General features: G+C 69.3%; 18 protein-coding genes and 1 tRNA gene. 13 read left to right on the forward strand and 6 right to left on the reverse strand.

The window, feature by feature from the left end:
• Positions 1–271: 271 nt before the first annotated feature.
• Entirely contained in the window at positions 272–823 is a 552-nt protein-coding gene (locus tag CS1GBM4_RS05495; protein ID WP_186417680.1) for a GcrA family cell cycle regulator, read from the reverse strand.
• Between the two features lie 597 nt (positions 824–1,420).
• Between CS1GBM4_RS05495 and CS1GBM4_RS05500 the strand changes: the two genes are divergently transcribed.
• The 3 genes from CS1GBM4_RS05500 to CS1GBM4_RS05510 are packed head-to-tail and all read left to right on the forward strand — an operon-like array spanning position 1,421 to position 4,562.
• A complete protein-coding gene (locus CS1GBM4_RS05500; RefSeq protein WP_186417681.1) occupies positions 1,421–2,632 on the forward strand; it encodes an aspartate aminotransferase family protein in 1,212 nt (403 codons plus the stop codon).
• A 5-nt stretch (positions 2,633–2,637) separates the two neighbouring features.
• A complete protein-coding gene (gene argF, locus CS1GBM4_RS05505; protein WP_186417682.1) occupies positions 2,638–3,564 on the forward strand; it encodes an ornithine carbamoyltransferase in 927 nt (308 codons plus the stop codon).
• Entirely contained in the window at positions 3,564–4,562 is a 999-nt protein-coding gene (locus CS1GBM4_RS05510) for an Hsp33 family molecular chaperone (RefSeq protein WP_186417683.1), read from the forward strand. The genes argF and CS1GBM4_RS05510 overlap by 1 nt, the downstream gene beginning before the upstream one ends.
• A gap of 114 nt (positions 4,563–4,676) precedes the next feature.
• Here the strand turns inward: CS1GBM4_RS05510 and argE are convergent, their stop codons facing one another.
• Positions 4,677–5,855 (reverse strand): acetylornithine deacetylase, encoded by a 1,179-nt coding sequence (gene argE / locus CS1GBM4_RS05515; RefSeq protein WP_280177678.1) that lies wholly within the window; start codon positions 5,853–5,855, stop codon positions 4,677–4,679.
• Positions 5,852–6,244, reverse strand: a complete 393-nt coding sequence (gene apaG / locus CS1GBM4_RS05520) for a Co2+/Mg2+ efflux protein ApaG (protein WP_186417684.1) — start codon at positions 6,242–6,244, stop codon at positions 5,852–5,854. Before apaG ends, argE begins: the two co-directional genes overlap by 4 nt.
• Positions 6,245–6,495: 251 nt before the next feature.
• Here apaG and CS1GBM4_RS05525 point away from each other — a divergent pair, with 251 nt between their 5' ends.
• From CS1GBM4_RS05525 to CS1GBM4_RS05545, 5 genes are all read left to right on the forward strand, one after another.
• The gene (locus tag CS1GBM4_RS05525; RefSeq protein ID WP_280177679.1) at positions 6,496–7,662 is read left to right on the forward strand and encodes a 2'-deoxycytidine 5'-triphosphate deaminase; all 1,167 of its coding nucleotides are present in this window, start codon (positions 6,496–6,498) and stop codon (positions 7,660–7,662) included.
• A 293-nt stretch (positions 7,663–7,955) separates the two neighbouring features.
• Positions 7,956–8,252, forward strand: a complete 297-nt coding sequence (locus tag CS1GBM4_RS05530) for a hypothetical protein (protein ID WP_186417685.1) — start codon at positions 7,956–7,958, stop codon at positions 8,250–8,252.
• Between the two features lie 126 nt (positions 8,253–8,378).
• Positions 8,379–8,453 (forward strand) — tRNA-Gly (locus tag CS1GBM4_RS05535).
• Positions 8,454–8,549: 96 nt separating this feature from the next.
• Positions 8,550–8,726, forward strand: coding sequence for a hypothetical protein (locus CS1GBM4_RS05540; RefSeq protein ID WP_186417686.1), 177 nt, complete (start codon positions 8,550–8,552; stop codon positions 8,724–8,726).
• A 31-nt stretch (positions 8,727–8,757) separates the two neighbouring features.
• Positions 8,758–9,345 carry an SCO family protein gene (locus CS1GBM4_RS05545; RefSeq protein WP_186417687.1) on the forward strand — a complete coding sequence of 196 codons (588 nt, stop codon included), beginning with the start codon at positions 8,758–8,760 and terminating at the stop codon, positions 9,343–9,345.
• Here the strand turns inward: CS1GBM4_RS05545 and CS1GBM4_RS05550 are convergent.
• Positions 9,290–11,215 carry a glycosyltransferase family 2 protein gene (locus CS1GBM4_RS05550; protein ID WP_186417688.1) on the reverse strand — a complete coding sequence of 642 codons (1,926 nt, stop codon included), beginning with the start codon at positions 11,213–11,215 and terminating at the stop codon, positions 9,290–9,292. The genes CS1GBM4_RS05545 and CS1GBM4_RS05550 overlap by 56 nt on opposite strands.
• A gap of 532 nt (positions 11,216–11,747) precedes the next feature.
• On the opposite strand from CS1GBM4_RS05550, the gene CS1GBM4_RS05555 reads away from it, so the two are divergent.
• The 5 genes from CS1GBM4_RS05555 (at position 11,748) to CS1GBM4_RS05575 (ending at position 15,434) form a co-directional block, all read left to right on the forward strand.
• Positions 11,748–12,737: an ABC transporter substrate-binding protein gene (locus CS1GBM4_RS05555; protein ID WP_186417689.1), complete on the forward strand. Its 990-nt coding sequence runs from the start codon at positions 11,748–11,750 to the stop codon at positions 12,735–12,737.
• Positions 12,734–13,573: an ABC transporter ATP-binding protein gene (locus CS1GBM4_RS05560; protein ID WP_186417690.1), complete on the forward strand. Its 840-nt coding sequence runs from the start codon at positions 12,734–12,736 to the stop codon at positions 13,571–13,573. Before CS1GBM4_RS05555 ends, CS1GBM4_RS05560 begins: the two co-directional genes overlap by 4 nt.
• A 3-nt stretch (positions 13,574–13,576) precedes the next feature.
• Positions 13,577–14,323 (forward strand): ABC transporter permease subunit, encoded by a 747-nt coding sequence (locus CS1GBM4_RS05565; RefSeq protein ID WP_186417691.1) that lies wholly within the window; start codon positions 13,577–13,579, stop codon positions 14,321–14,323.
• 4 nt (positions 14,324–14,327) lie between these two features.
• Positions 14,328–15,071 (forward strand): ABC transporter permease subunit, encoded by a 744-nt coding sequence (locus CS1GBM4_RS05570; RefSeq protein WP_210201534.1) that lies wholly within the window; start codon positions 14,328–14,330, stop codon positions 15,069–15,071.
• Between the two features lie 96 nt (positions 15,072–15,167).
• Positions 15,168–15,434, forward strand: a complete 267-nt coding sequence (locus CS1GBM4_RS05575; protein WP_186417692.1) for a hypothetical protein — start codon at positions 15,168–15,170, stop codon at positions 15,432–15,434.
• Between the two features lie 36 nt (positions 15,435–15,470).
• Here CS1GBM4_RS05575 and gyrB read toward each other — a convergent pair whose 3' ends face one another.
• Both gyrB and recQ read right to left on the reverse strand, forming a co-directional pair.
• Positions 15,471–17,903, reverse strand: a complete 2,433-nt coding sequence (gene gyrB, locus CS1GBM4_RS05580) for a DNA topoisomerase (ATP-hydrolyzing) subunit B (RefSeq protein WP_186417693.1) — start codon at positions 17,901–17,903, stop codon at positions 15,471–15,473.
• 121 nt (positions 17,904–18,024) lie between these two features.
• A complete protein-coding gene (recQ, locus tag CS1GBM4_RS05585) occupies positions 18,025–19,863 on the reverse strand; it encodes a DNA helicase RecQ (RefSeq protein ID WP_186417694.1) in 1,839 nt (612 codons plus the stop codon).
• Between the last annotated feature and the right edge of the window lie 102 nt (positions 19,864–19,965).

Consider the following 19,965-nt stretch of genomic DNA (forward strand, 5'->3'; position numbering starts at 1 on the left):
GCGCCTCCGCCGTCTTTCCGGGCTCTTCGCTACGCGAAGCTCCGGAAAGACGCGGAGGTTGAGCGTCGGCGCGGCGCGGCGATCATCGCCGGCGCACCACGAGGCAGAGCACGGCGCCGGCAAGGTCATAGCGGTCCGGCGGGACCTGCTCGACCAGCGCCATCCAGCGCGCCACGATCGCGGAGGTCGTCATGCGCCTCCACCTGTTCCATCCATGAAAAAAGCCGGCCTTTCGGCCGGCTTTCGTGTCCGTGGCGGTCGGCTTGACCGCTCAGGCGCGTACCGCCCTCCGGTCGCGCCGCCGGTCGGCTGCCGGCTGGTAGGCGATGCGGGCGTGATAGGCGCAATAGGGCAGGCCGGTGGCGCTGCGGCCGCCGCAGAAGCGGAATTCCGGCGAGGTCGGGTCGCCCATCGGCCAGCGGCACATGTATTCGCGCAGCTCCATGATCGTGACCCGCTCGGAGAAGGGCACGACCACGTCCTCGGCCGGTGCGGGCTCGCGTGCGACCTGCGCCTCGGCTTCGATCTCGGGAGCGAATTGCGGCGCCAGCGCGGTGTTGCCGCGCGTCAGCCCGGCGCCGCCATTGCTGTGATGGCCGGCCGGGTGGCTCGGCGGGCGGGCGGCCGGCTTGCGCGGGCGCGGCGCTGCCGAGCCCGGGCTCTTGGCCCGGCCCGACAGGCCGAGACGATGGACCTTCCCGATGACGGCGTTGCGCGTGACATTGCCGAGCTCCGCCGCGATCTGGCTGGCGCTCAGCCCGTCGTTCCAGAGCTTCTTCAGCAGTTCGACGCGTTCGTCGGTCCAGGCTCCGGCTTCGGTCATGGAGTGCACCTGTCTTCGTCATGCCTCGCCGGCGTGCCGGCGGGGCATAGGGAGAGATCATGGCGGAATCCGATACCGGCAGCGTCCGTGGTTAAACGGAAGCCGTTACGCCCGGGACTGACGATACTGGAGACGCCGCACGAGATGTCGTATCTGACGAAAAGGACCATACAAGATGGCCTGACTCCGCCACAAGAGTCGGCGAATCGTAATCCGGCTTTTCCCCAGCCAATCGCCGCAGACGGCGCGCCGGTGAGTCTATTCGGCAACGCTGCCGGAAGGTCATCGCCGTCGCTGCGCGACCGGCCTCGTCGTCCGGAAGAGCCGCGTCGGCAGCCGGGCGCAATTGACAGGGGCGGGCCGGTTTTGCATAGTTGCCGGGTGCAGCCGCCCCAAGGGGCGGCGCTTATGTTTTTAAGCGATCGGGATTTTCCATCGATGCGGCTTGACGCGCGACGAGACGGCGGGAACGGCCAGCGACGATAATGTCGCCGGCGGGTCGCATCATGCCGGCACTGTGCCGCCGACGCCCCGCATTTCCGTTCCCGATCTGAGGTTCCGCGCTTCCTCCCTGTCTCGCCGCAAGGATTCCGCTCGATGAGCACCCTTCCCGCTTCTTCCGTTCTCCTGCCGACCTATGCGAGGGCGCCCGTCGCCTTCGAGCGTGGCGAGGGGCCGTGGGCGATCGCCGCCGACGGCCAGCGCTATCTCGATTTCGGCGCCGGCATCGCCGTCAACGCGCTCGGCCACGCCCATCCGCATCTGGTCGAGGCGCTGACTGCCCAGGCGCAGCGCATCTGGCACACCTCGAACCTCTACACGATGCCGGAGGGCGAGCGGCTCGCGCGCCGGCTCTGCGAGGCGACCTTCGCGAGCCGCGTCTTCTTCACCAATTCGGGCGCCGAGGCGAACGAGTGCGCGATCAAGATGGCGCGCAAGTACCATGCCGCGAAGGGCCATCCCGAGCGCTACCGGATCGTCACCTTCGAAGGCGCCTTCCATGGCCGCACGCTCGCGACCATCGCCGCCGGCGGCCAGCAGAAATACATCGAGGGCTTCGGCCCGAAGGTCGAGGGCTTCGATCAGGTGCCGTTCGACGACGAGGCGGCGCTGACGGCCGCGATCGGCCCGGAGACCGCGGCGCTGATGATCGAGCCGATCCAGGGCGAGGGCGGCCTGCGCGCCGTGCCGGTGCGCGTCCTCAAGCGCCTGCGCGAGCTCTGCGACGAGCACGGCCTGCTCCTGATCTTCGACGAGATCCAGACCGGCGTCGGCCGTACCGGCAAGTTCTTCGCCTATGAGCATTCCGGCGTCGCCCCCGACATCATGTCGATCGCCAAGGGCATCGGCGGCGGCTTCCCGATGGGCGCCTGCCTCGCCACCGAGGAGGCGGCCGCCGGCATGACGCTCGGCACGCACGGCACCACCTTCGGCGGCAACCCGCTCGCCATGGCGGTCGGCAACGCCGTGCTCGATGTCGTGCTGGCGCCGGGCTTCCTCGAGCATGTCCAGAAGACGGCGCTGCGCCTGCGCCAGTCGCTCGCCCAGCTCAAGGATCAGCATCCGCAGGTGATCGAGGAGATCCGCGGCGAGGGGCTGATGCTCGGCCTCAAGCTGAAGACGCCGAACACCGATTTCGTCGCCCAGGCCCGGGCCGCCGGCCTGCTGGTGGTCGCGGCCGGCGACAATGTCGTTCGCCTGCTGCCGCCGCTGATCATCGGCGAGGGCGAGGTGGCCGAAGCGGTGGCCCGGCTCGACAAGGCTGCGGGGGCGGTCGAGGCAGCGCTCGCCCGGCCGGCGGCGGAGTGAAGACGATGACTGCGACGCGTCACTTTCTCGATCTCTCGGATTTCTCCGCCGGAGAGCTCCGCGCCATCCTCAAGGCCGGCGAGGACATCAAGGCGCGCCGGCGCACGCCCGCGGCCGCCGGCGACCGCCTGCTCGAGGGCAAGGTCGTCGCCATGATCTTCGAGCAGCCCTCGCTCCGGACCCGCGTCTCCTTCGACGTCGGCATCCGCGAGCTCGGCGGCTCGCCGATGATGGTCACCGGGCAGGAGATCGAGCTCGGCGAGCGCGAGACCATCGCCGACACGGCGCGCGTGCTCTCGCGCTATGTCGATGCGATCATGATCCGCATGCTCGATCACGACGCCGTGGTCGAGATGGCGAAATACGCCACGGTTCCGGTGATCAACGGCCTCACCAAGCGCCAGCATCCCTGCCAGGTCATGGCCGACGTCATGACCTTCGAGGAGCGCAAGGGCCCGATCAAGGGCAAGCGCATCGCCTGGACCGGCGACACCAACAACGTCCTGACCTCCTGGGTCCACGCCGCCGGCCGGCTCGATTTCGAGCTCGCCATCGCGACGCCGGAGGAGCTCGCGCCTCCGCCGGCCCTGCTCGACTGGGCCCGCAAGCAGGGCGCCCGGCTGCAGCTGACGACCCGCCCCGAGGCCGCCGTCGAGGGCGCCGACTGCGTCATCACCGATTGCTGGGTCTCGATGGGCGACGAGGAAGGCACGCGCCACAATCTGCTGCGGCCCTATCAGGTCGACGAGCGCCTGCTCGGCCGCGCCGGGACGGACGCGATCTTCATGCACTGCCTGCCGGCGACGCGCGGCGAGGAAGTGACCGACGAGGTCATGGACGGCCCGCAATCGGCGGTCTTCGACGAAGCCGAGAACCGGCTGCATGCCCAGAAGGGCATCCTGGCCTGGTGCTTCGGCGCGGTGGCGGCCTGATGGCCGGCGCCTCGCCGGCCGGCGCGCCCGACGACCGGGTCCTGCCTTTCACGGTCCCGGCACTGGACGTTCGCGGCCGGGTCGTCAGGCTCGGCCCCTCGCTCGACCGGATCCTGGAGCGGCATCACTATCCCGAGCCGGTCGCGCGCGTCCTCGCCGAGGCCGCGGCGCTGACCGTCATGCTCGGCAGCACGCTCAAGGGCGAGGGCCGCTTCCAGCTCCAAACCAAGAGCGACGGCCCGGTGCCGATGCTGGTCGTCGATTTCGTCGCGCCCGACAATTACCGCGCCATGGCCCGCTACGACGCCGACCGGCTCGCGGCGGCGATGGACGACAATGCGCTCTCGACCGGCGAATTGCTCGGCAAGGGCCATCTCGCCATGACCGTCGACCAGGGCTCGGAGGCGACGCGCTATCAGGGCATCGTCGCCCTCGACGGCCAGGGGCTGGACGAGGCCGGCCATCAATATTTCCGCCAGTCCGAGCAGATTCCGAGCCGGATCCGTCTCGGCGTCGGCAGCGTCCTCACCGGCGCCGGCCTCGCCTGGCGCGCCGGCGGGGTGATCGTGCAGTTCATGCCGAACTCGCCCGAGCGCATGCGTGCCGCCGATCTCCATCCCGGCGACGCGCCGGAGGGCCATGAGATCCTCGCCGCCGGCGACGATGACGGCGTCAGCGACGACGCCTGGACGGAGGCGCGCTCGCTGGTCGAGACGATCGAGCATCACGAGCTGCTCGATCCGCTGCTGGAAAGCGAGCGCCTGCTCTACCGGCTCTTCCACGAGCGCGGCGCGCATGTCTTCGAGCCCGTCGCGGTGCACGAGGCCTGCCGCTGCTCGCGCGAGCGCGTGCTCGGCATGCTCAGAGGCTTCTCCGCCGATGACCGCCAGGCGATGATCGCCGATGACGGCACGCTCGGGGTGACCTGCGAGTTCTGCTCGCGCCGCTACGACTTCGATCCGGCCGAGGTCGAGGCGGAGATCACGGCCGAACAATAGGCGCGCGTCATGCTCGGGCTCGACCCGAGCATCTCAGGCCGGAGGAGGCGCGGATTGGCGCGCTCTTGGCGGTAGATTCTCGGGTCTGCGCTGCGCTCCGCCGAGAATGACGCTCTACCCTACCCGGCATTCCTCCATCAGGCGCCGCATGAACGCCTCGCCGGCGGCGAACTGCTCCAGCGTGATGAATTCGTCGGGCTGGTGCGCCTGATCGATCGAGCCGGGGCCGCAGACGATGGTCGGCAGGCCCGCGCGCTGGAAATGCCCGGCCTCGGTGGCGTAGGCGACGGCGATGGTGCGGTTGCGTCCGGCGAGCCGCATCGCCAGCCGCTCGGCCTCCGAGCCCGGGTCCGGGGCGAGGCCGGGCACGTCCGAGCTCATCACCGTCTCGATCGCGGCCGAGGGCGCGGTCCTGCGCATCCGCGCCAGCACCTCCTGCGACAGCGCGGCGAAGCGGGCCGGCACCTCCTCGGGGTCGGAGCCCGGCAGGGTGCGCACCTCCCAGGCCAGATCGCAGCGATCGGCCAGGATGTTGCGGGCGATGCCGCCATGGAACTTGCCGATATGGACGGTGTCGTAGGGCGGGTCGAACCGGCCGCTCGCGTCGATGCGGCCCTCGCGCTCGTCGGCCATGGCGACGAGGCCGGCGGCGAGCCGGGTGCCGGCATGGACCGCGCTCGCGCCGAGATGCGGCTTCGAGGAATGCGCGGCGAAACCGGTGACCGTGGTGAAGAAGGTGCGGATGCCCTTGTGCGCGTCGGCGAGCTCGAGCGAGGTCGGCTCGCCGACGATCACGGCGCGCGGCTTCGGCAGGCTCCTGCCCATGGCGGCGATGCCGTCGACGACGCCGAGGCAGGTCACCTCCTCGTCATAGGAGAAGAACAGGTGGATCGGCGTGCTGAGCTTGGCCGCCAGGAAATCCGGCACCAGCGCCAGGGCCAGCGCGACGAAGCCCTTCATATCGACGGATCCGCGGCCATAGGCCCGGCCGTCCTCGATATGGAGCGTGAACGGATCGCGGGACCAGGCCTGGCCCTCCACCGGCACGACGTCGGTATGGCCGGAGAGCACGATGCCGCCCTTGCCCTGCGGGCCGATCGTGGCAAAGAGCGCCGCCTTGTCGCCGCTCGCATTGGGGAAGCGCACCGAGGGCACGCCCCAGCCTGCGAGGTAATCCTCGACGAAGGCGATCAGCTCGAGATTGGATTTGTGGCTCACCGTGTCGAAGGCGACGAGGCGGGCGAGCATGTCGAGCGGCTGGTAGCGCTGCCCGGTCGGTGTTGCGGTAGTCAATGCAGGACCTTCTTCACATAGGGCGAATCGAGCGGAAAGAGCGGCACCTCGACATCGAAGATCGTGCCGTCCTCGCCGAGCATGGCGTAGAAGCCGCGCATGCTGCCGTCTGGCGTCATCAGCGGGCAGCCGGAAGTGTAGCTGAAGCGCTCGCCCGGCTGCAGCACCGGCTGCTGGCCGATGACGCCGTCGCCGCGGACCTCGTGCACCTCGCCGCGGCCGTCGGTGATCACCCAATGGCGCGTCATCAGCTGCACGGTGCGCTGCGAGCGATTCTCGATCTCGATCGTGTAGGCCCAGAAATAGCGGCCCTGATCGGGCGTGGATTCGCTGTCCATGAACTTGGGCGAGGCGGTGACGCGCACGCCGTGCGTTTCGGCCTGGTACATGTTCGCGGCTCCGTGCCGCCTCCGCATGGCTCGCGCCGGTGCGGCGGGACGGCCTTGTTAGAGCGTGCTCCGGCGCAGCGTCAATGCCGGCCGTGGCTCGCCCGCTCGCCGGCGGGAACGCGGGCAGGCATGTGGACAACGCGACGCCGGACTCGCCAGCCGCGTCCCGGCGCGGCAAGAAGGACGATCAATCTCGCGGCGGCCCGGAGGCCGGCTTTGCGCCGCATTGCTGAAGGTGGTCTGATAGCGCCATGGCGACATCGCCCGACATGCTGGCCGAGATCGCGGACGCGCCGGCCCCGCTCGCCGGCCCCTCCGGCGTTCTGCCGCGCCAGGACATCCGCGAGCTCGTCCATCGCGGCATGGTCCGCTCGACCTCGGGCGCCTTCGCCGAGAGCCAGTACCAGCCGGCGAGCCTCGACCTGCGGCTCGGCCACAAGGCCTATCGCGTGCGCGCCAGCTTCCTGCCCGGGCCGCACAAGAGCGTGGCCCAGATGCTCGCCGAATTGACCCAGGACGAGGTCTCGCTCGAGGAGGGCGCGATCCTCGAGAAGAACTGCGTCTATGTCGTCGAGCTGATGGAATCCCTGCATGAATTGCCGGCGACCATCTCCGCCTTCGCCAATCCGAAGAGCTCGACCGGGCGGCTCGACGTCTTCACCCGCCTGATCGCCGACCATAGCGAGGCCTTCGACAGCGTCGCCGGCGGCTATTCCGGCAAGCTCTACGCCGAGATCTCGCCGTCGAGCTTCTCGATCAAGGTCCGCAAGGGCAGCCGCCTCAACCAGCTGCGCTTTCGCCGCCGCGGATCCGGGCAGGAGGAGGCCGAGGGCTTTCGCGTCTCCGATCGCGAATTGCGCGAGGTTCATCGTCGCACGCCGCTTGTCGACGGTCCCGCGACGATCCGCAACGGCCTGATCTTCAGCATCCATCTCGGCGACGCCGAGGGAGAGATCATCGGCTATCAGGCGCAGCGCTTCACCGACGTGATCGATGTCGACCGGATCGGCGCCTATGAGATCGACGATTTCTGGACGCCGATCCCGGCCCGGCGCAAGCGGCTCATCCTCGATCCGCACCAGTTCTACATCCTCGTCTCGAAGGAGCGGATTCACATCCCGCCTGGGTTCGCCGCCGAGATGGCGCCGATCGACCCGGCCATGGGCGAGTTCCGCGTGCATTATGCCGGCTTTTTCGATCCGGGCTTCGGCGTCGGAACCGGCGGCGTGCCCGGCAGCCGTGGCGTGCTCGAGGTCAGGAGCCACGAGGTTCCCTTCCTGCTCGAGGATGGACAGGTCGTCGGGCGCCTCGCTTTCGAACGCATGGCCGCCGAGCCCGACGCTCTCTACGGCGCGATCGGCACATCGAACTATCAGGGCCAGGCGCTGAAGCTCTCCAAGCATTTCCGCTCGCCCTGAGCGGCCAGCCGGGTGGCCTACCGGCCCGGCATGATCGGATCGGGCTCCGTGCCAGGCGCGGCCGGATCAACCTCCCATTAGCCGAAAATGGCGTCCGCGGTCCCGAAAGCCTGCCGGTACGGCAAGGTTCGGGGCGACAAGATGGCGATTCCGTGTCAGATGGCAGCAAGCGCGGAGGACGGCGCCGGCCTCTGGCCTGCGGCGGGTTCATGCTTGTGTCACCGGCGGAAGGCAGTCGACCGCCTTCCGCTCACTGGCTTTCGTGGCCAACGTCTACAGGGAAAGGATTTTTCATGCGCGCCCTCATCATCGCCGGTGTCCTCGCCGCCGCTCTCGGCGGCTGCCAGACCGTCGAGCAATCGGCCGCGGAAGCCGACACCGTCTGCATCGATGCCGGCCACAAGCCCGGCACCCGCGCCTTCGAGCGCTGCCGCAGCGAGGTCTTCCAGAGCTTCCGCCGCTCGAATGCCCAAGCGAGCAACGCGGTCGCCGCCGGCGTCGTCGCCGGCGCGGTCGGCGGCGCCGTCATCGCGGCGTCCTCGCGCCGCCATTACGGCTACTATGGCTGCGGCTATTACGGCTGCTGGTAAGGCATCCAGCTTCCGAACGGAGCTGCGCCGGACGACAGGGGTCCGGCGCGGTTCCGCCGCCCAGGCGGAAATCTCTGCATGACCGGCTTGCCGCCGGCCGCTCCGCCCGGCTATACGGGCAGGAGCGCGGGCGTAGTTCAGTGGTAGAACGTCAGCTTCCCAAGCTGAATGTCGTCGGTTCGATCCCGATCGCCCGCTCCAAAATCCTCCGGCGTCGTCCGCTCCGCGACCTGCCGCATGTCCCTGCGGCACGAACGCAGCTTCCGGCCGCCCGTCAGCGGCGCTAGATTGCACCCCATGAGCGCATCTCCGCAGATCGGGACGCAGGAGGCAGCCCCGGCTCCCCGGCTCGGCCTCTGGCTTCTCGCCGGTGGCGTCGGGCTGCTGCTGGCGGCAGGCCTGCTGCTCTGGTGGCGCGAGGGCGACCGGCTGTTCACCGACGGCCTGATCGCAGCGCTCCTCGCCTGCTTCTGAGCGGCGTTTCGTCCGAGCCCGAGGATCTGTCGTGAACCGCCGCCTGCTTCTGCCTCTGCTGGTCTTCCTGCTCGGTGCCGCCGCGCTTGCCGCAGCGGCCTTCATCACCTTCGCGCCGCCCTCCCGCCAGGACGGACAGACCTCCAGCGTCGGCGGCCCGTTCTCCCTCACCACCTCGGACGGCACGACCCTGACCGACAAGGATCTGCGCGGCGCACCCTTCCTGGTCTTCTTCGGCTTCACCCATTGTCCCGACATCTGCCCGACCAAGCTGTTCGAGATCTCCGAGGTGCTGCGCGCGGCCGGGAGCAAGGGCGACAGGCTGAAGGCGCTCTTCATCACGGTCGATCCGGAGCGCGACACGGCCGAGACGATGAAGAGCTATCTCGGCTCCTTCGATTCGCGCATCGTCGGCTTGACCGGGGACCGCGCCGCGATCGACGCCACGATCAAGGCCTATCGTGCCTATGCCCGCAAGGTCCCGCTCAAGGACGGCGACTACACCATGGACCACACCGCCCTCGTCTATCTGATGGACAGGAACGGCGGCTTCGTCGGCGCCTTCAATATCGAGCGCCCGCCGGCCGAGGCGGCGCAGGAGTGGCTGCGTCACCTCTAGCTCGTATATCGCGATAGCGTGAGGAGCGGGCGAGGCCGTGCATGGTCTTGTTCCAGGCGAAGCGGCGCCTGCCGTAGTCGTACAGGGCGAGCCACGCCGCGAGCGAGGTCAGCAGGTGGTAGGCGGGCAGGAGCGGCAGCCAGCGCCACAGATCGGGCGTGCCGCGCCGCCAGGCGCCGAGCGCGGGCAGGAGGAAGACGGTGCAGGTGCCGGTGCCGGCGAGCACGAGCGCCAGCGATGACAGCAGCGCGCCGGGCAGGCTTTCGGTCGTGAACAGCGAGCCCTCGAGCCAGGCGGCGAGGGTCGCCGCGATGAAGAACGGATAGCCGAGCGTGCTGAACAGGGTGCCGAGCACCAGCGCCAGGAAGGTGAGCGTCGCGGCCGGGCCGGCCTCCCGCAGCAGCCGCCGCGGCGCCAGCAGATGGCTGATCGCGGTCTGCAGATAGCCCTTGTGCCAGCGCCGGCGCTGCTTCAGCCAGGCGCGCAGCGTCGCCGGCGCCTCCTCCAGCGTGCGCGACGGCAGGTCGGCCATGTAGCCGCCGGTCCGCACCAGCCGGAAGCCGATATCGGCATCCTCGGTGACGTTCCACGGGTCCCAGCCGCCGACGCGCCGCAAGGCCGCGGTCCGGAAATGGTTCGACGTCCCGCCGAGCATGATCGGCAGGCCGGATTGCAGCAGGCCCGGGTTGAAGACGTCGAACAGCCCGGCATATTCGAGAGCGAAGCAGCCGGTGAGCCAGCTGTCCTCGGTATTGTCGACGACGAGATGGGCCTGCAGGCAGACGAGATCGTCGTCCGAACGCAGGAAGCGGGCGGCGGCCAGCCGCAGCTGGCGCGGATCGGGAATGTCCTCCGCGTCGAAGATGGTGAACAGCTCGCCCCGTGCCTCGGCCAGTGCGAGGTTGAGGGCCCGCGGCTTGGTCTGAGGCTGGCCGGGCGGCACGACCATCACCTCGATGAAGGGCGGCAGCATGCGGGCCGCGAGCGCGCGGCGCAGCCCGAGGTCGACGTCCTCGACCAGGATGCGGATATCGAGCTTGGCAGGCGGGTAGTCGATCGCCGCGAGGGCATCGATCAGCTGGTCGAGCACCGCCTCCTCGCCGAAGAGCGGGACTGCGACGGTGTAGACCGGCAGACGGCCGTCATCGAGCTGCCAGCGATGCGTCCGCCACGGATCGGGCGCAGGCTTCTCCATGGCCGCGGCCAGGCGCAGGAGCACGGCGGCGAGGAAGAGCGGGCCGAGCGTGACGGCGATCGCGATCAGCGCGGCCGCCGGCGCGACGATGCCGAGCAGCAGGAGGCCGCCGAGCAGCGCGAAGGCCAGGGCCTTCTGGACCCGGCTCGGGCCGGTCCGGGCGCTGAAGCGCCGCAGGCCGGCCTCGTCGAGCCAGGCCGCTTCCCTGGCCAGCGCCCCGGCGTTGATCCGCCGCACTCCGGCGGCCAGGGCCGACGGCGCCAGCACGACGACGTCCCGGCGCGCACGAGCGCCGGCCGCGAGGAAGCGCCGCAGGGCGCGTCCGGGCGGCGGCGCGGCGATGAAGCGTCGCGGGTTGCCCGGGCTGGGACAGGCGGTGACCAGCCCCTCGCGCAGGATCGAAGCGATCTCGCCGCCGGGCTGCAGAGGCGGTGGCTGAGGTTGGAAGCGAAGCTGCAGCTCGGCGGCCAGTGCCCGGTAGAAATAGACCTCGGAGACGAGGCCCGATGCGATCACCTGCCGGCTCGGCGGGACGCCGATCCGCTCCGCGAGTCGGGCGGCCTCCAGCAGGCGCGCCATCGGCACGCCGTGATCGGCCAGAAAGGCGATCTCGTCGGGCAGCCCGAACGCGTTCTCCCGGCTTGCGCCGTCCAGCGGCCAAGGTCGAGCCCCCATCACCATCCCCCCGCTGTGGCTGTCGGTGCCGCAGCTAAGCAACCTATGGTTGCCTAGCGTTGCACCGGAGTCGAGTCACGGGGCGCGGGTCCGCCCGGCAATGGGTGCCTGCGTCCTGGCGAAAGCAGGGCGAGCCGCTTTCCTGGTCATTTGCATACAAATGAGACAATGGCGCCGGGCCAGGTCTCCGGCCCTCTGTTCGCCGCCCCGATTGCGGCTCGATCGGGCGGCGCGCGCTCCCTCCGCCCTGCGGTGGTGCCGCCGACAGCCCGCTCCGGCACGTCGATTTGCCCAGGATTCGCCCCGCTGACGGCTGTTTCAGCCGGTTTCGTTTTCGCGGTTGCGAACGGGATCGGGCGCTATAGTCTCGCTCTCGCGCCGAGCCTCGGGCTCGGCAAGGCCATGATCTCAAATCGCTTGACAAGCTCGAACTCCGTTGAGATCGTTGTTTGCATACAAATGAAATTCGAACGCGAACCTCCGGCCTGCTGCAACGATAACGATCGGCGGCATGCCGCAACGGGAGAGTGACATGATTGCCTGGCCTGCCCTGGTTCCGTTCAATCGCCTCGCGGTGCTGGCCGCGGCCGCCCTGCTCGCTCTCCAGGCGCCGGTACGCTCCGAGGAGATCTCCGTCACCCAATGGGGCGCGAGCATGTATGGCGCGCCCTATGCGGTGGCGATGGAGAAGGGCCTGTTCAAGCAGGCCGGCATCGACATCACCGGCATCATCGGCTCGGGCGGCGGCGGCACCACGGTGCGCAACATCCTCGCCAGCGCGACCCCCTATGGCGAGGTCGCCGTCTCGGCCGCGCTCGCCGCCAAGGCGCAGGGGCTCGACCTGATCATCGTCAATACCGGCACGCGCAGCGTCGCCGAGGCGTCGATGGTCGTCATGCCGGGCTCGGAGCTCAAGGGCGTCGAGGACCTCGCCGGCAAGAAGGTCGCGATCACCTCGCCGAAATCGGTCTCGGAAATGCTCCTGCTGATGGTGCTGCGCGAGAAGGGCGTCGACCAGGGCAAGGTCCAGCGCGTCGCCGCCGGCGGCTATGTCCCGGCGCTGACCATGCTCGAGCAGAACGCCGTCGTCGGCTCGGTGCTGATCGAGCCGCTCTCGATCATCCGCAAGGACAAGTACCGCACGCTCTACAGGGCCGGCGACGTCCTCAAGCCGATGACGACCTCGGTCGGCATCACCACGCGCAAATTCGCGCAGGAGAACCCCGCCAAGCTCAAGGCGATCATCGCCGGCCGCCGCGCCGGGGTGCAGGCGATCTACAAGGACCCGGCCGAGACGGCCAGGATCATCGAGAAGCTCTACAAGCTCGAGCCGGCCATCGCCAAGGAAGCGGTCGACAACATGATCCCGCCGAAGATGTGGAGCGAGGGCGAGTTCAATCTCGAGGAGCTCAACCGCATGGTCGACGGCCTGAAGCTGATCGGCGAGATCAAGGCCGATGTCGACTGGTCGGCCGTGCTCGACAAATCCTACCTTCCGGCCGACCTCCAGGCGAAGCAATGAGCGCGGCGTCGGGGGCCCGGATCGTGCCGCTCGCGCCGCAGGCCGCCGCCCCCGCCCATGCCAGGCTGCGCGGCGTCACCCGGGTCTTCGAGCTGCCGAAATCGACGCTGCACGCGCTCGGCCCGGTCGACCTCGACCTCGCCAGGGGCGAGTTCTTCTCGGTCGTCGGCCCGTCCGGCTGCGGCAAGTCCACCCTGCTCGACATCCTCGCCGGCCTGAGCGCTCCGCAATCGGGCACGGCCGAGTTCGAGGGCAAGCCGGTGCGGGGCGTCCCCGACGGCGTCGGCGTCGTCTTCCAGGAGGACGCTTCCTTCCCCTGGCTCAACGTGCGCGACAATGTCGCCTTCGGCCTGCGCCGCGCCGGCGTTGATCCGGCCGAGATCGCGCGCCGCGTCGACTATGCCGTCGGCTTCATGGGGCTGAAGGATTTCGCGGCCTCCTATCCGGCCCAGCTGTCCGGCGGCATGCGCCAGCGCGTCTGCATCGCCCGCACCCTGGTGATGCAGCCGCGCCTCATCCTGCTCGACGAGCCCTTCGGCGCGCTCGACCAGCAGACCCGCCTGCTGATGGGCGACGAACTGCTCCGGCTCTGGCGCGAGACTTCGGCGACCATCCTGCTGATCACCCACGCGCTCGACGAGGCGGCGATGCTCTCCGACCGGGTCGGCGTGATGTCGACCAGGCCGGGCACCTTCATCGACTTCGTCGAGACCGGCTGGGAGAAGGACCGCGACAGCCGCGTCGTCTCGACCCCGCATTTCGGCGACATCACCGCCCGCCTCTGGGAGAAGCTCAGGGTCGAGGCCCTGAAGATCATGTCGGCCGGAAAGGGCTGAGCCATGTCCGAGAAGCTGCTGCGGGTCGTCGTCGTCGTCGCGATGATCCTGCTGGTTGAGCTGCTCTGCCGCCTCGGCAGCATCCCGCGCATGGTGATGATCGCTCCGTCGGAGATGGTGGTCGAGCTCGGCAGGATCCTCGCCTCCGGGCAGTACTCGGCCGATATCCGGCTCACCTTCACCAATATCGCGATCTCGACCGTGCTCTCGGTCCTTCTCGGCTTCGCGGCCGGCGTGATCATCTATTCGCTGCCGGGCCTGCGCGATGCGATCGAGCCGCTGCTGGCGAGCTACTACGCCGTCCCGACCTTCGTCTTCTATCCGATCTTCATCACCCTGTTCGGCGTCGGCTCGGCCTCGATCATCGCCATCGCGGTCCTGCTCGCCATCGTCTCGATGGTCACCGCGACGCTGAACGGGCTCGACCGCATCCCGCGCGTCCTGCGCAAGACCGGCCAGATCTACCGGATGTCGCGGCTCGGGACCGCGCTCCTGATCGAATTGCCGGCGGCGACGCCCTATCTCTTCACGGGCGTGAAGCTCTCGGTCGCCTATTCCTTCATCGGCGTCATCGCCTCGGAGTTCATCCTCTCGGGGGCCGGCGTCGGCTATGCCATCGCCTATGCGTACAACCTGTTCGAGAACGGTCCCATGTACGCGCTGATGCTGCTGGTCCTCATCGTCGTCACCGTCGTCAACACCCTCCTCAACAGCATCGACCGGCGCCTGCAGGCGCGCCGGCAGCGGTGACGCCATGACCAGCCTCATGCCGCGATCCGCCGGCACCCTCCTCGTCCTCCTCGCCATCCTCGTGCTCTGGCAGGGCCTGCATCTCCTGGTCGGCGCCTCCTCGCTGGCCTCGCCCGTGCAGACCGTCGGCAAGCTCGCCTCCCTGCTCGCGACCGGCGAATTCTGGCTCAACATCTCCGAGACGATGCGCGCCTTCCTCGCCGCTTTCGCGCTCTCGCTCGCCGGCGGCATCGCGCTCGGCATCGTGCTCGGCGTGCGCAGGCTCGCCGGCAACGTCGCCGAGCCGATCCTGACCACGCTCTATTCGATCCCCAAGGTCGTGCTCTATCCGCTGGTGCTGCTCTGCTTCGGCCTCGGCATCTCCGCCAAGATCGCCTTCGGCGTGATGCACGGCCTCATCCCGATCACGCTGTTCTCGATGAACGCGATCCGCCAGATGAAGCCGGTCTATCGCCGCACCTCGCAGGTGATGCGGCTCTCGCCCTCGCAGAGCGCCTTCACCGTGATCATGCCGGCGATCCTGCCCGAGATCGTCTCAGGCGTCCGCCTCGGCTTCTCGCTGACGCTGCTCGGCGTGCTGATCGGCGAGATGTTCGCTTCGCAGCGCGGCCTCGGCTTCCTGCTGACCAGCGCGATCAATCTCGGCCAGATCGATACGATCATGGCGATCGCCCTGCTGCTCACCGTCTTCGCGGTCACCTGCAACGCCCTGATGATGCGCGTCGACCGGCGCCTGACGCACCGGTGAGGCTCGCCCCGGAGCTTGCGCCGACCGCTCCGGTCATGCAGGTTGCGGCTGATCTGTTCCGGCACCCGCTGCCGGCCCGCCCGCACTGGAAGAACCATGACTCTCTATCGCTCCGGCGTCGCCGCCCTCCTCGTCGCCCTGCTGGGTGGCTGCGTCTCGCGCGAGGAGCCGATGGCCGTGTCGGAGCCCGCTCCGATCCGCACCCGCGCGGTGCGGACGGCGCCGCCGCCGGACCGGGGCGATCTCCAGCTCGGCCTGCCGCCGGCCCGCGAGGGCGGGCCGGCCTATGTGCGCTCGGGGATCAACAGCCAGACCCGGCAGACCGACTTTTTTGGCAGCGGAACGCTGCCGGAAGGCTTCTGAGACCGGCCCGCCTCGCGGCGGGCCGCAGCTGCCGGCTCAGGTATCGACGGTCGCGTTCAGCGCGTTGTTCTGGATGAACTCGCGCCGGGGCTCGACCACGTCGCCCATCAGCTTGACGAACAGGTCGTCGGCCTCGTCGTTCTGGTCGTTGCGCACGCGCAGCAGCGAGCGCACGTCGCGGTCGAGCGTCGTCTCCCAGAGCTGCTCCGGGTTCATCTCGCCGAGGCCCTTGTAGCGCTGCAGCGTCACGCCCTTGCGGCCGATGGCGTTGACCGCGTCGAACAGGTCCGAGGGACCGTTGACGATATGGTCGTCGCCCTTGCGGCTGAGCACGCCCGGCTTGGCATAGGCCTCCTGCAGGGCGGGCGCCGCTGCATCGAGCTTGCGCGCCTCGGCGCTGGCGAGCAGGCCGGAGTCGAGGGCGACGACCTGCTTCACGCCGCGCACCAGCCGCGAGAAGACGAAGCCGCCATCCGCGGCCTTGCCGTCCCAGCCGCGCTCGAGCTCGTCGGAGATCGCGTCGAGCCGGCGCCCGACATAAGACGCCGCCTCGGCGAGCTCGGCTTCGCTGCGCTCGCCCTGCGGCCGCAGCGCCCCGGCGATCGCCGCCTGCTCGACCACGCGCCGGTCATAGCGCGAGTGCAGCTGCGACAGCGTCTGGCGGATGCTGCGGGCCTCCTCGATCAGGGCGCGCAGATCGGCGCCACCGCGCTCGCTGCCGTCGCCGGTGCGGAAGACCGCGCCGTCGAGCGCGCCGTCGACCAGATAGTCCTCGAGCGCGCGCTCGTCCTTGAGATAGGTCTGCGACTTGCCGCGCGTCGCCTTGTAGAGCGGCGGCTGGGCGATGAAGAGATGGCCCTGCTCGATCAGCTCAGGCATCTGCCGGTAGAAGAAGGTGAGCAGCAGCGTGCGGATATGGGCGCCGTCCACGTCCGCGTCGGTCATGATCACGATCTTGTGGTAGCGCAGCTTCTCGAGGTTGAAGGCGCCGGAATCCCGCTCGTCGCGGCCGATGCCGGTGCCGAGCGCGGTGATCAGCGTGCCGACCTGGTCGGACGACAGCATCTTGTCGAAGCGCGCCCGCTCGACGTTCAGGATCTTGCCGCGCAGCGGCAGGACCGCCTGGTATTCGCGGGCGCGGCCCTGCTTGGCCGAGCCGCCGGCCGAATCGCCCTCGACGATGAAGAGTTCGGACTTGGCCGGGTCGCGCTCCTGGCAGTCGGCGAGCTTGCCGGGGAGCGAGGCGATGTCGAGCGCGCCCTTGCGGCGGGTGAGGTCACGCGCCTTGCGCGCCGCCTCGCGGGCGGCGGCGGCTTCCGCGACCTTGCCGACGATGGTCTTGGCCTCGTTCGGATGCTCCTCCAGCCAGGTCGAGAGCGCCTGGTTGACGACGTTCTCGACGACGGGGCGGACCTCCGAGGAGACCAGCTTGTCCTTGGTCTGCGACGAGAATTTCGGGTCGGGCACCTTGACCGAGACGATCGCGGTCAGGCCCTCGCGGCAATCGTCGCCGGTGAGCGTGACCTTCTCCTTCTTGGCGATGCCGGAACTCTCGGCATAGCCCGTGACCTGGCGCGTCAGCGCGGCGCGGAAGCCGGCGAGATGGGTGCCGCCGTCGCGCTGCGGGATGTTGTTGGTGAAGCAGAGCACGTTCTCGTGGTAGCTGTCGTTCCACCACAGCGCGACGTCGACGGTGATGCCGTCCTTCTCCGCGCTCAGCATGACCGGCTTCTCGATCACCGGTGTCTTCGCCCGGTCGAGATAGCGCACGAAGGCCTCGACGCCGCCCTCGTACATCAGCTCCTCGCGGACCACCTCGGCATGGCGCGCATCGGTCAGCACGATGCGGACGCCCGAGTTCAGGAAGGCGAGCTCGCGCAGCCGGTGCTCCAGCGTCTTGTAGTCGAACTCGACCATGGTGAAGGTCTCCTGCGAGGGCAGGAAGGTCACCTCGGTGCCGCGCTTGTCGCCGGCCGGGCCGACGACGGCGAGCGGCGCCACCGCCTCGCCGTGGCGGAACTCCATGAAATGCTCCTTGCCGCCGCGCCAGATCCGCAGCTTGAGCGAGACCGAGAGCGCGTTGACCACGGAGACGCCGACGCCGTGCAGGCCGCCGGAGACCTTGTAGGAGTTCTGGTCGAACTTACCGCCGGCATGCAGCTGGGTCATGATGACCTCGGCCGCCGAGATGCCTTCCTCGCTGTGGATGTCGGTCGGGATGCCGCGGCCATTGTCGCTGACCGTGACCGAGCCGTCGGCGTTGAGGGTCACCGTGACGAGGTCGGCATGGCCGGCGAGGGCCTCGTCGATGGCGTTGTCGACCACCTCGTAGACCATGTGGTGCAGGCCCGAGCCGTCATCGGTGTCGCCGATATACATGCCCGGGCGCTTGCGGACCGCGTCGAGGCCCTTGAGCACCTTGATCGAGTCGGCGCCGTAGTCTTCGGCGCCGGAGGTAGCGTCTGTCATGCACAGGATCCTTCGGCGGGCGAGCGTGGCGCCCGCGATGAGCTTGATTCGGTTTGCGAATATAGGCGCTCAGGATGGCTTTTTCACGTGCGCACGCACGCGTACGCGAGAGGCGGCGGATTTAGCCCGAAAACGTCGCGATCGCATCCAGGAAAACCGCGCCGTACTGGGCGAGCTTGCGCTCGCCGACGCCGTCGATGGCGCGCATCTCCTCCAGGCCGGGCGGGCGCTCGCGCGCCATGGCGATCAGCGTCCGGTCGGTGAAGATGATATAGGCGGCGACGCCCTCCTCGCGCGCGATGGTCAGGCGCAGCTGGCGCAGATGCTCGAACAGTGCGGCGGTCTCGCCGTCGAGCCCGTCGGCGCGCGCCGCCTCGCGCTGGCCGCGCCGCGAGCGCCGCTCGGCGAGCGGATCGAGGCGCAGGGCGATCGGCTCGCGCCCGAACAGGATGTCCTCGCCCTTTTCCGTCAGGCAGAAGCCGCCATGCTCGGTGCTGGCCTCGGCCAGCGCGCCGGCCGCGAAAAGCTTGCGCGCCAGCGCCATCCAGGCGCCCTTGGGCTTGTCGGCGCCGACGCCGAAGGTCTTCAGGCCGTCATGGTTCTGGCGCCGGATCGCCTCGGTCGGGGTGCCGGTCAGGATGTCGGCGAGATGGCCGGCGCCGTAGCGCTGGCCGGAGCGGATCACGGCCGAGAGCAGCTTGCGCGCGTCGAGCGTGGCGTCGGCGAGTTCGGGCGCCGCCGGGCCGCACAGGTCGCAGCGGAACGGCGCCTGGCCATGCCGGCATGGCGCCACCGTCTCGCCGAAATAGGACAGCAGCGCCGAGCGCCGGCAGAGCGCCGATTCGCACAGGTCGATCATGGCGTTGAGGCGCTTGTGCTCGATCCGCCGGCGCTCCTCGTCGATCGGCTTCTCGTCGATCTGGCGGCGGCGCAGCGCCATGTCGTCGACGCCGTAGAGGGTCAGCGTATCGGCCGGCAGGCCGTCGCGGCCGGCGCGGCCGATCTCCTGGTAGTAGCCCTCGATCGAGCCCGGCATGTCGGCATGGACGACGAAGCGGACATCCGGCTTGTTGATGCCCATGCCGAAGGCGATCGTCGCGCAGACGACGACGCCGTCCTCCTGCAGGAAGATGTCCTGGTTGCGGTTGCGCTCCGCCTGCTCCAGCCCGGCGTGATAGGGATAGGCCTTCCAGCCCTTCTCGCGCAGGCCCTCGGCCAGTCGCTCGGTCCGGCTGCGCGAGGAACAGTAGACGATCCCGGAACCGCCGCGGTGGACTTTCAGGAAATCGTCGATCTGCCGGCGCGGCTGCTCCTTGGGCGCGAAGGCGAGCCGCAGATTAGGCCGGTCGAAGGAATGGATCACCAGCTTCGGCGGCTGCGGGAAGAGCTGCTGGGCGATGTCGGCCTGGGTCTGCCGGTCGGCCGTGGCGGTCAGCGCCGTGACCGGGACATTGCCCAGCGCCTCGCGCGCCTTCGAGAGCAGCCGGTATTCCGGGCGGAAATCATGCCCCCATTGCGAGACGCAATGCGCCTCGTCGATCGCGAGCCGGGTCACGCCGAGCCGGCGCAGGCGGGAGACGAGACCGTCGCCGGCGAGCCGCTCGGGCGAGACGAAGAGCAGGCGCAGATCGCCGGCGTTGAGCCGGTCCCAGGCCCTTGCCGCCTCCTCCTCGCTGTTCATCGAGTTGAGCGAGGCGGCAGCGACGCCGGCACGCTCGAGTTGGCCGACCTGGTCGCGCATCAGCGCGATCAGCGGCGACACCACCAGAGTCAAACCGCCCGAGACCAGCGCCGGCAGCTGATAGCACATCGACTTGCCCGAGCCGGTCGGCATCACCGCGAAGACGTCGCGGCCGGCGAGCGCGGCCGCGATCACCTCCCATTGCCCGGGGCGGAAATCGTCATAGCCGAAGACCGACTTCAGGATCGCGCGGGCTTCTGATTCGCGGGGTGACGACATGCGCCGGATGTGCCGGATTCGCGGCGCCGTGACCAGCCGCCGCGCGAGACCGTCCCCGGCTCCCGCAAGTTCGCTTGATCGGCCGTGTGGCCTGCCTCACCT

Origin of the sequence: Allobosea sp. CS1GBMeth4, assembly GCF_900185715.1 — a bacterium.
GTDB lineage: Bacteria > Pseudomonadota > Alphaproteobacteria > Rhizobiales > Beijerinckiaceae > Allobosea.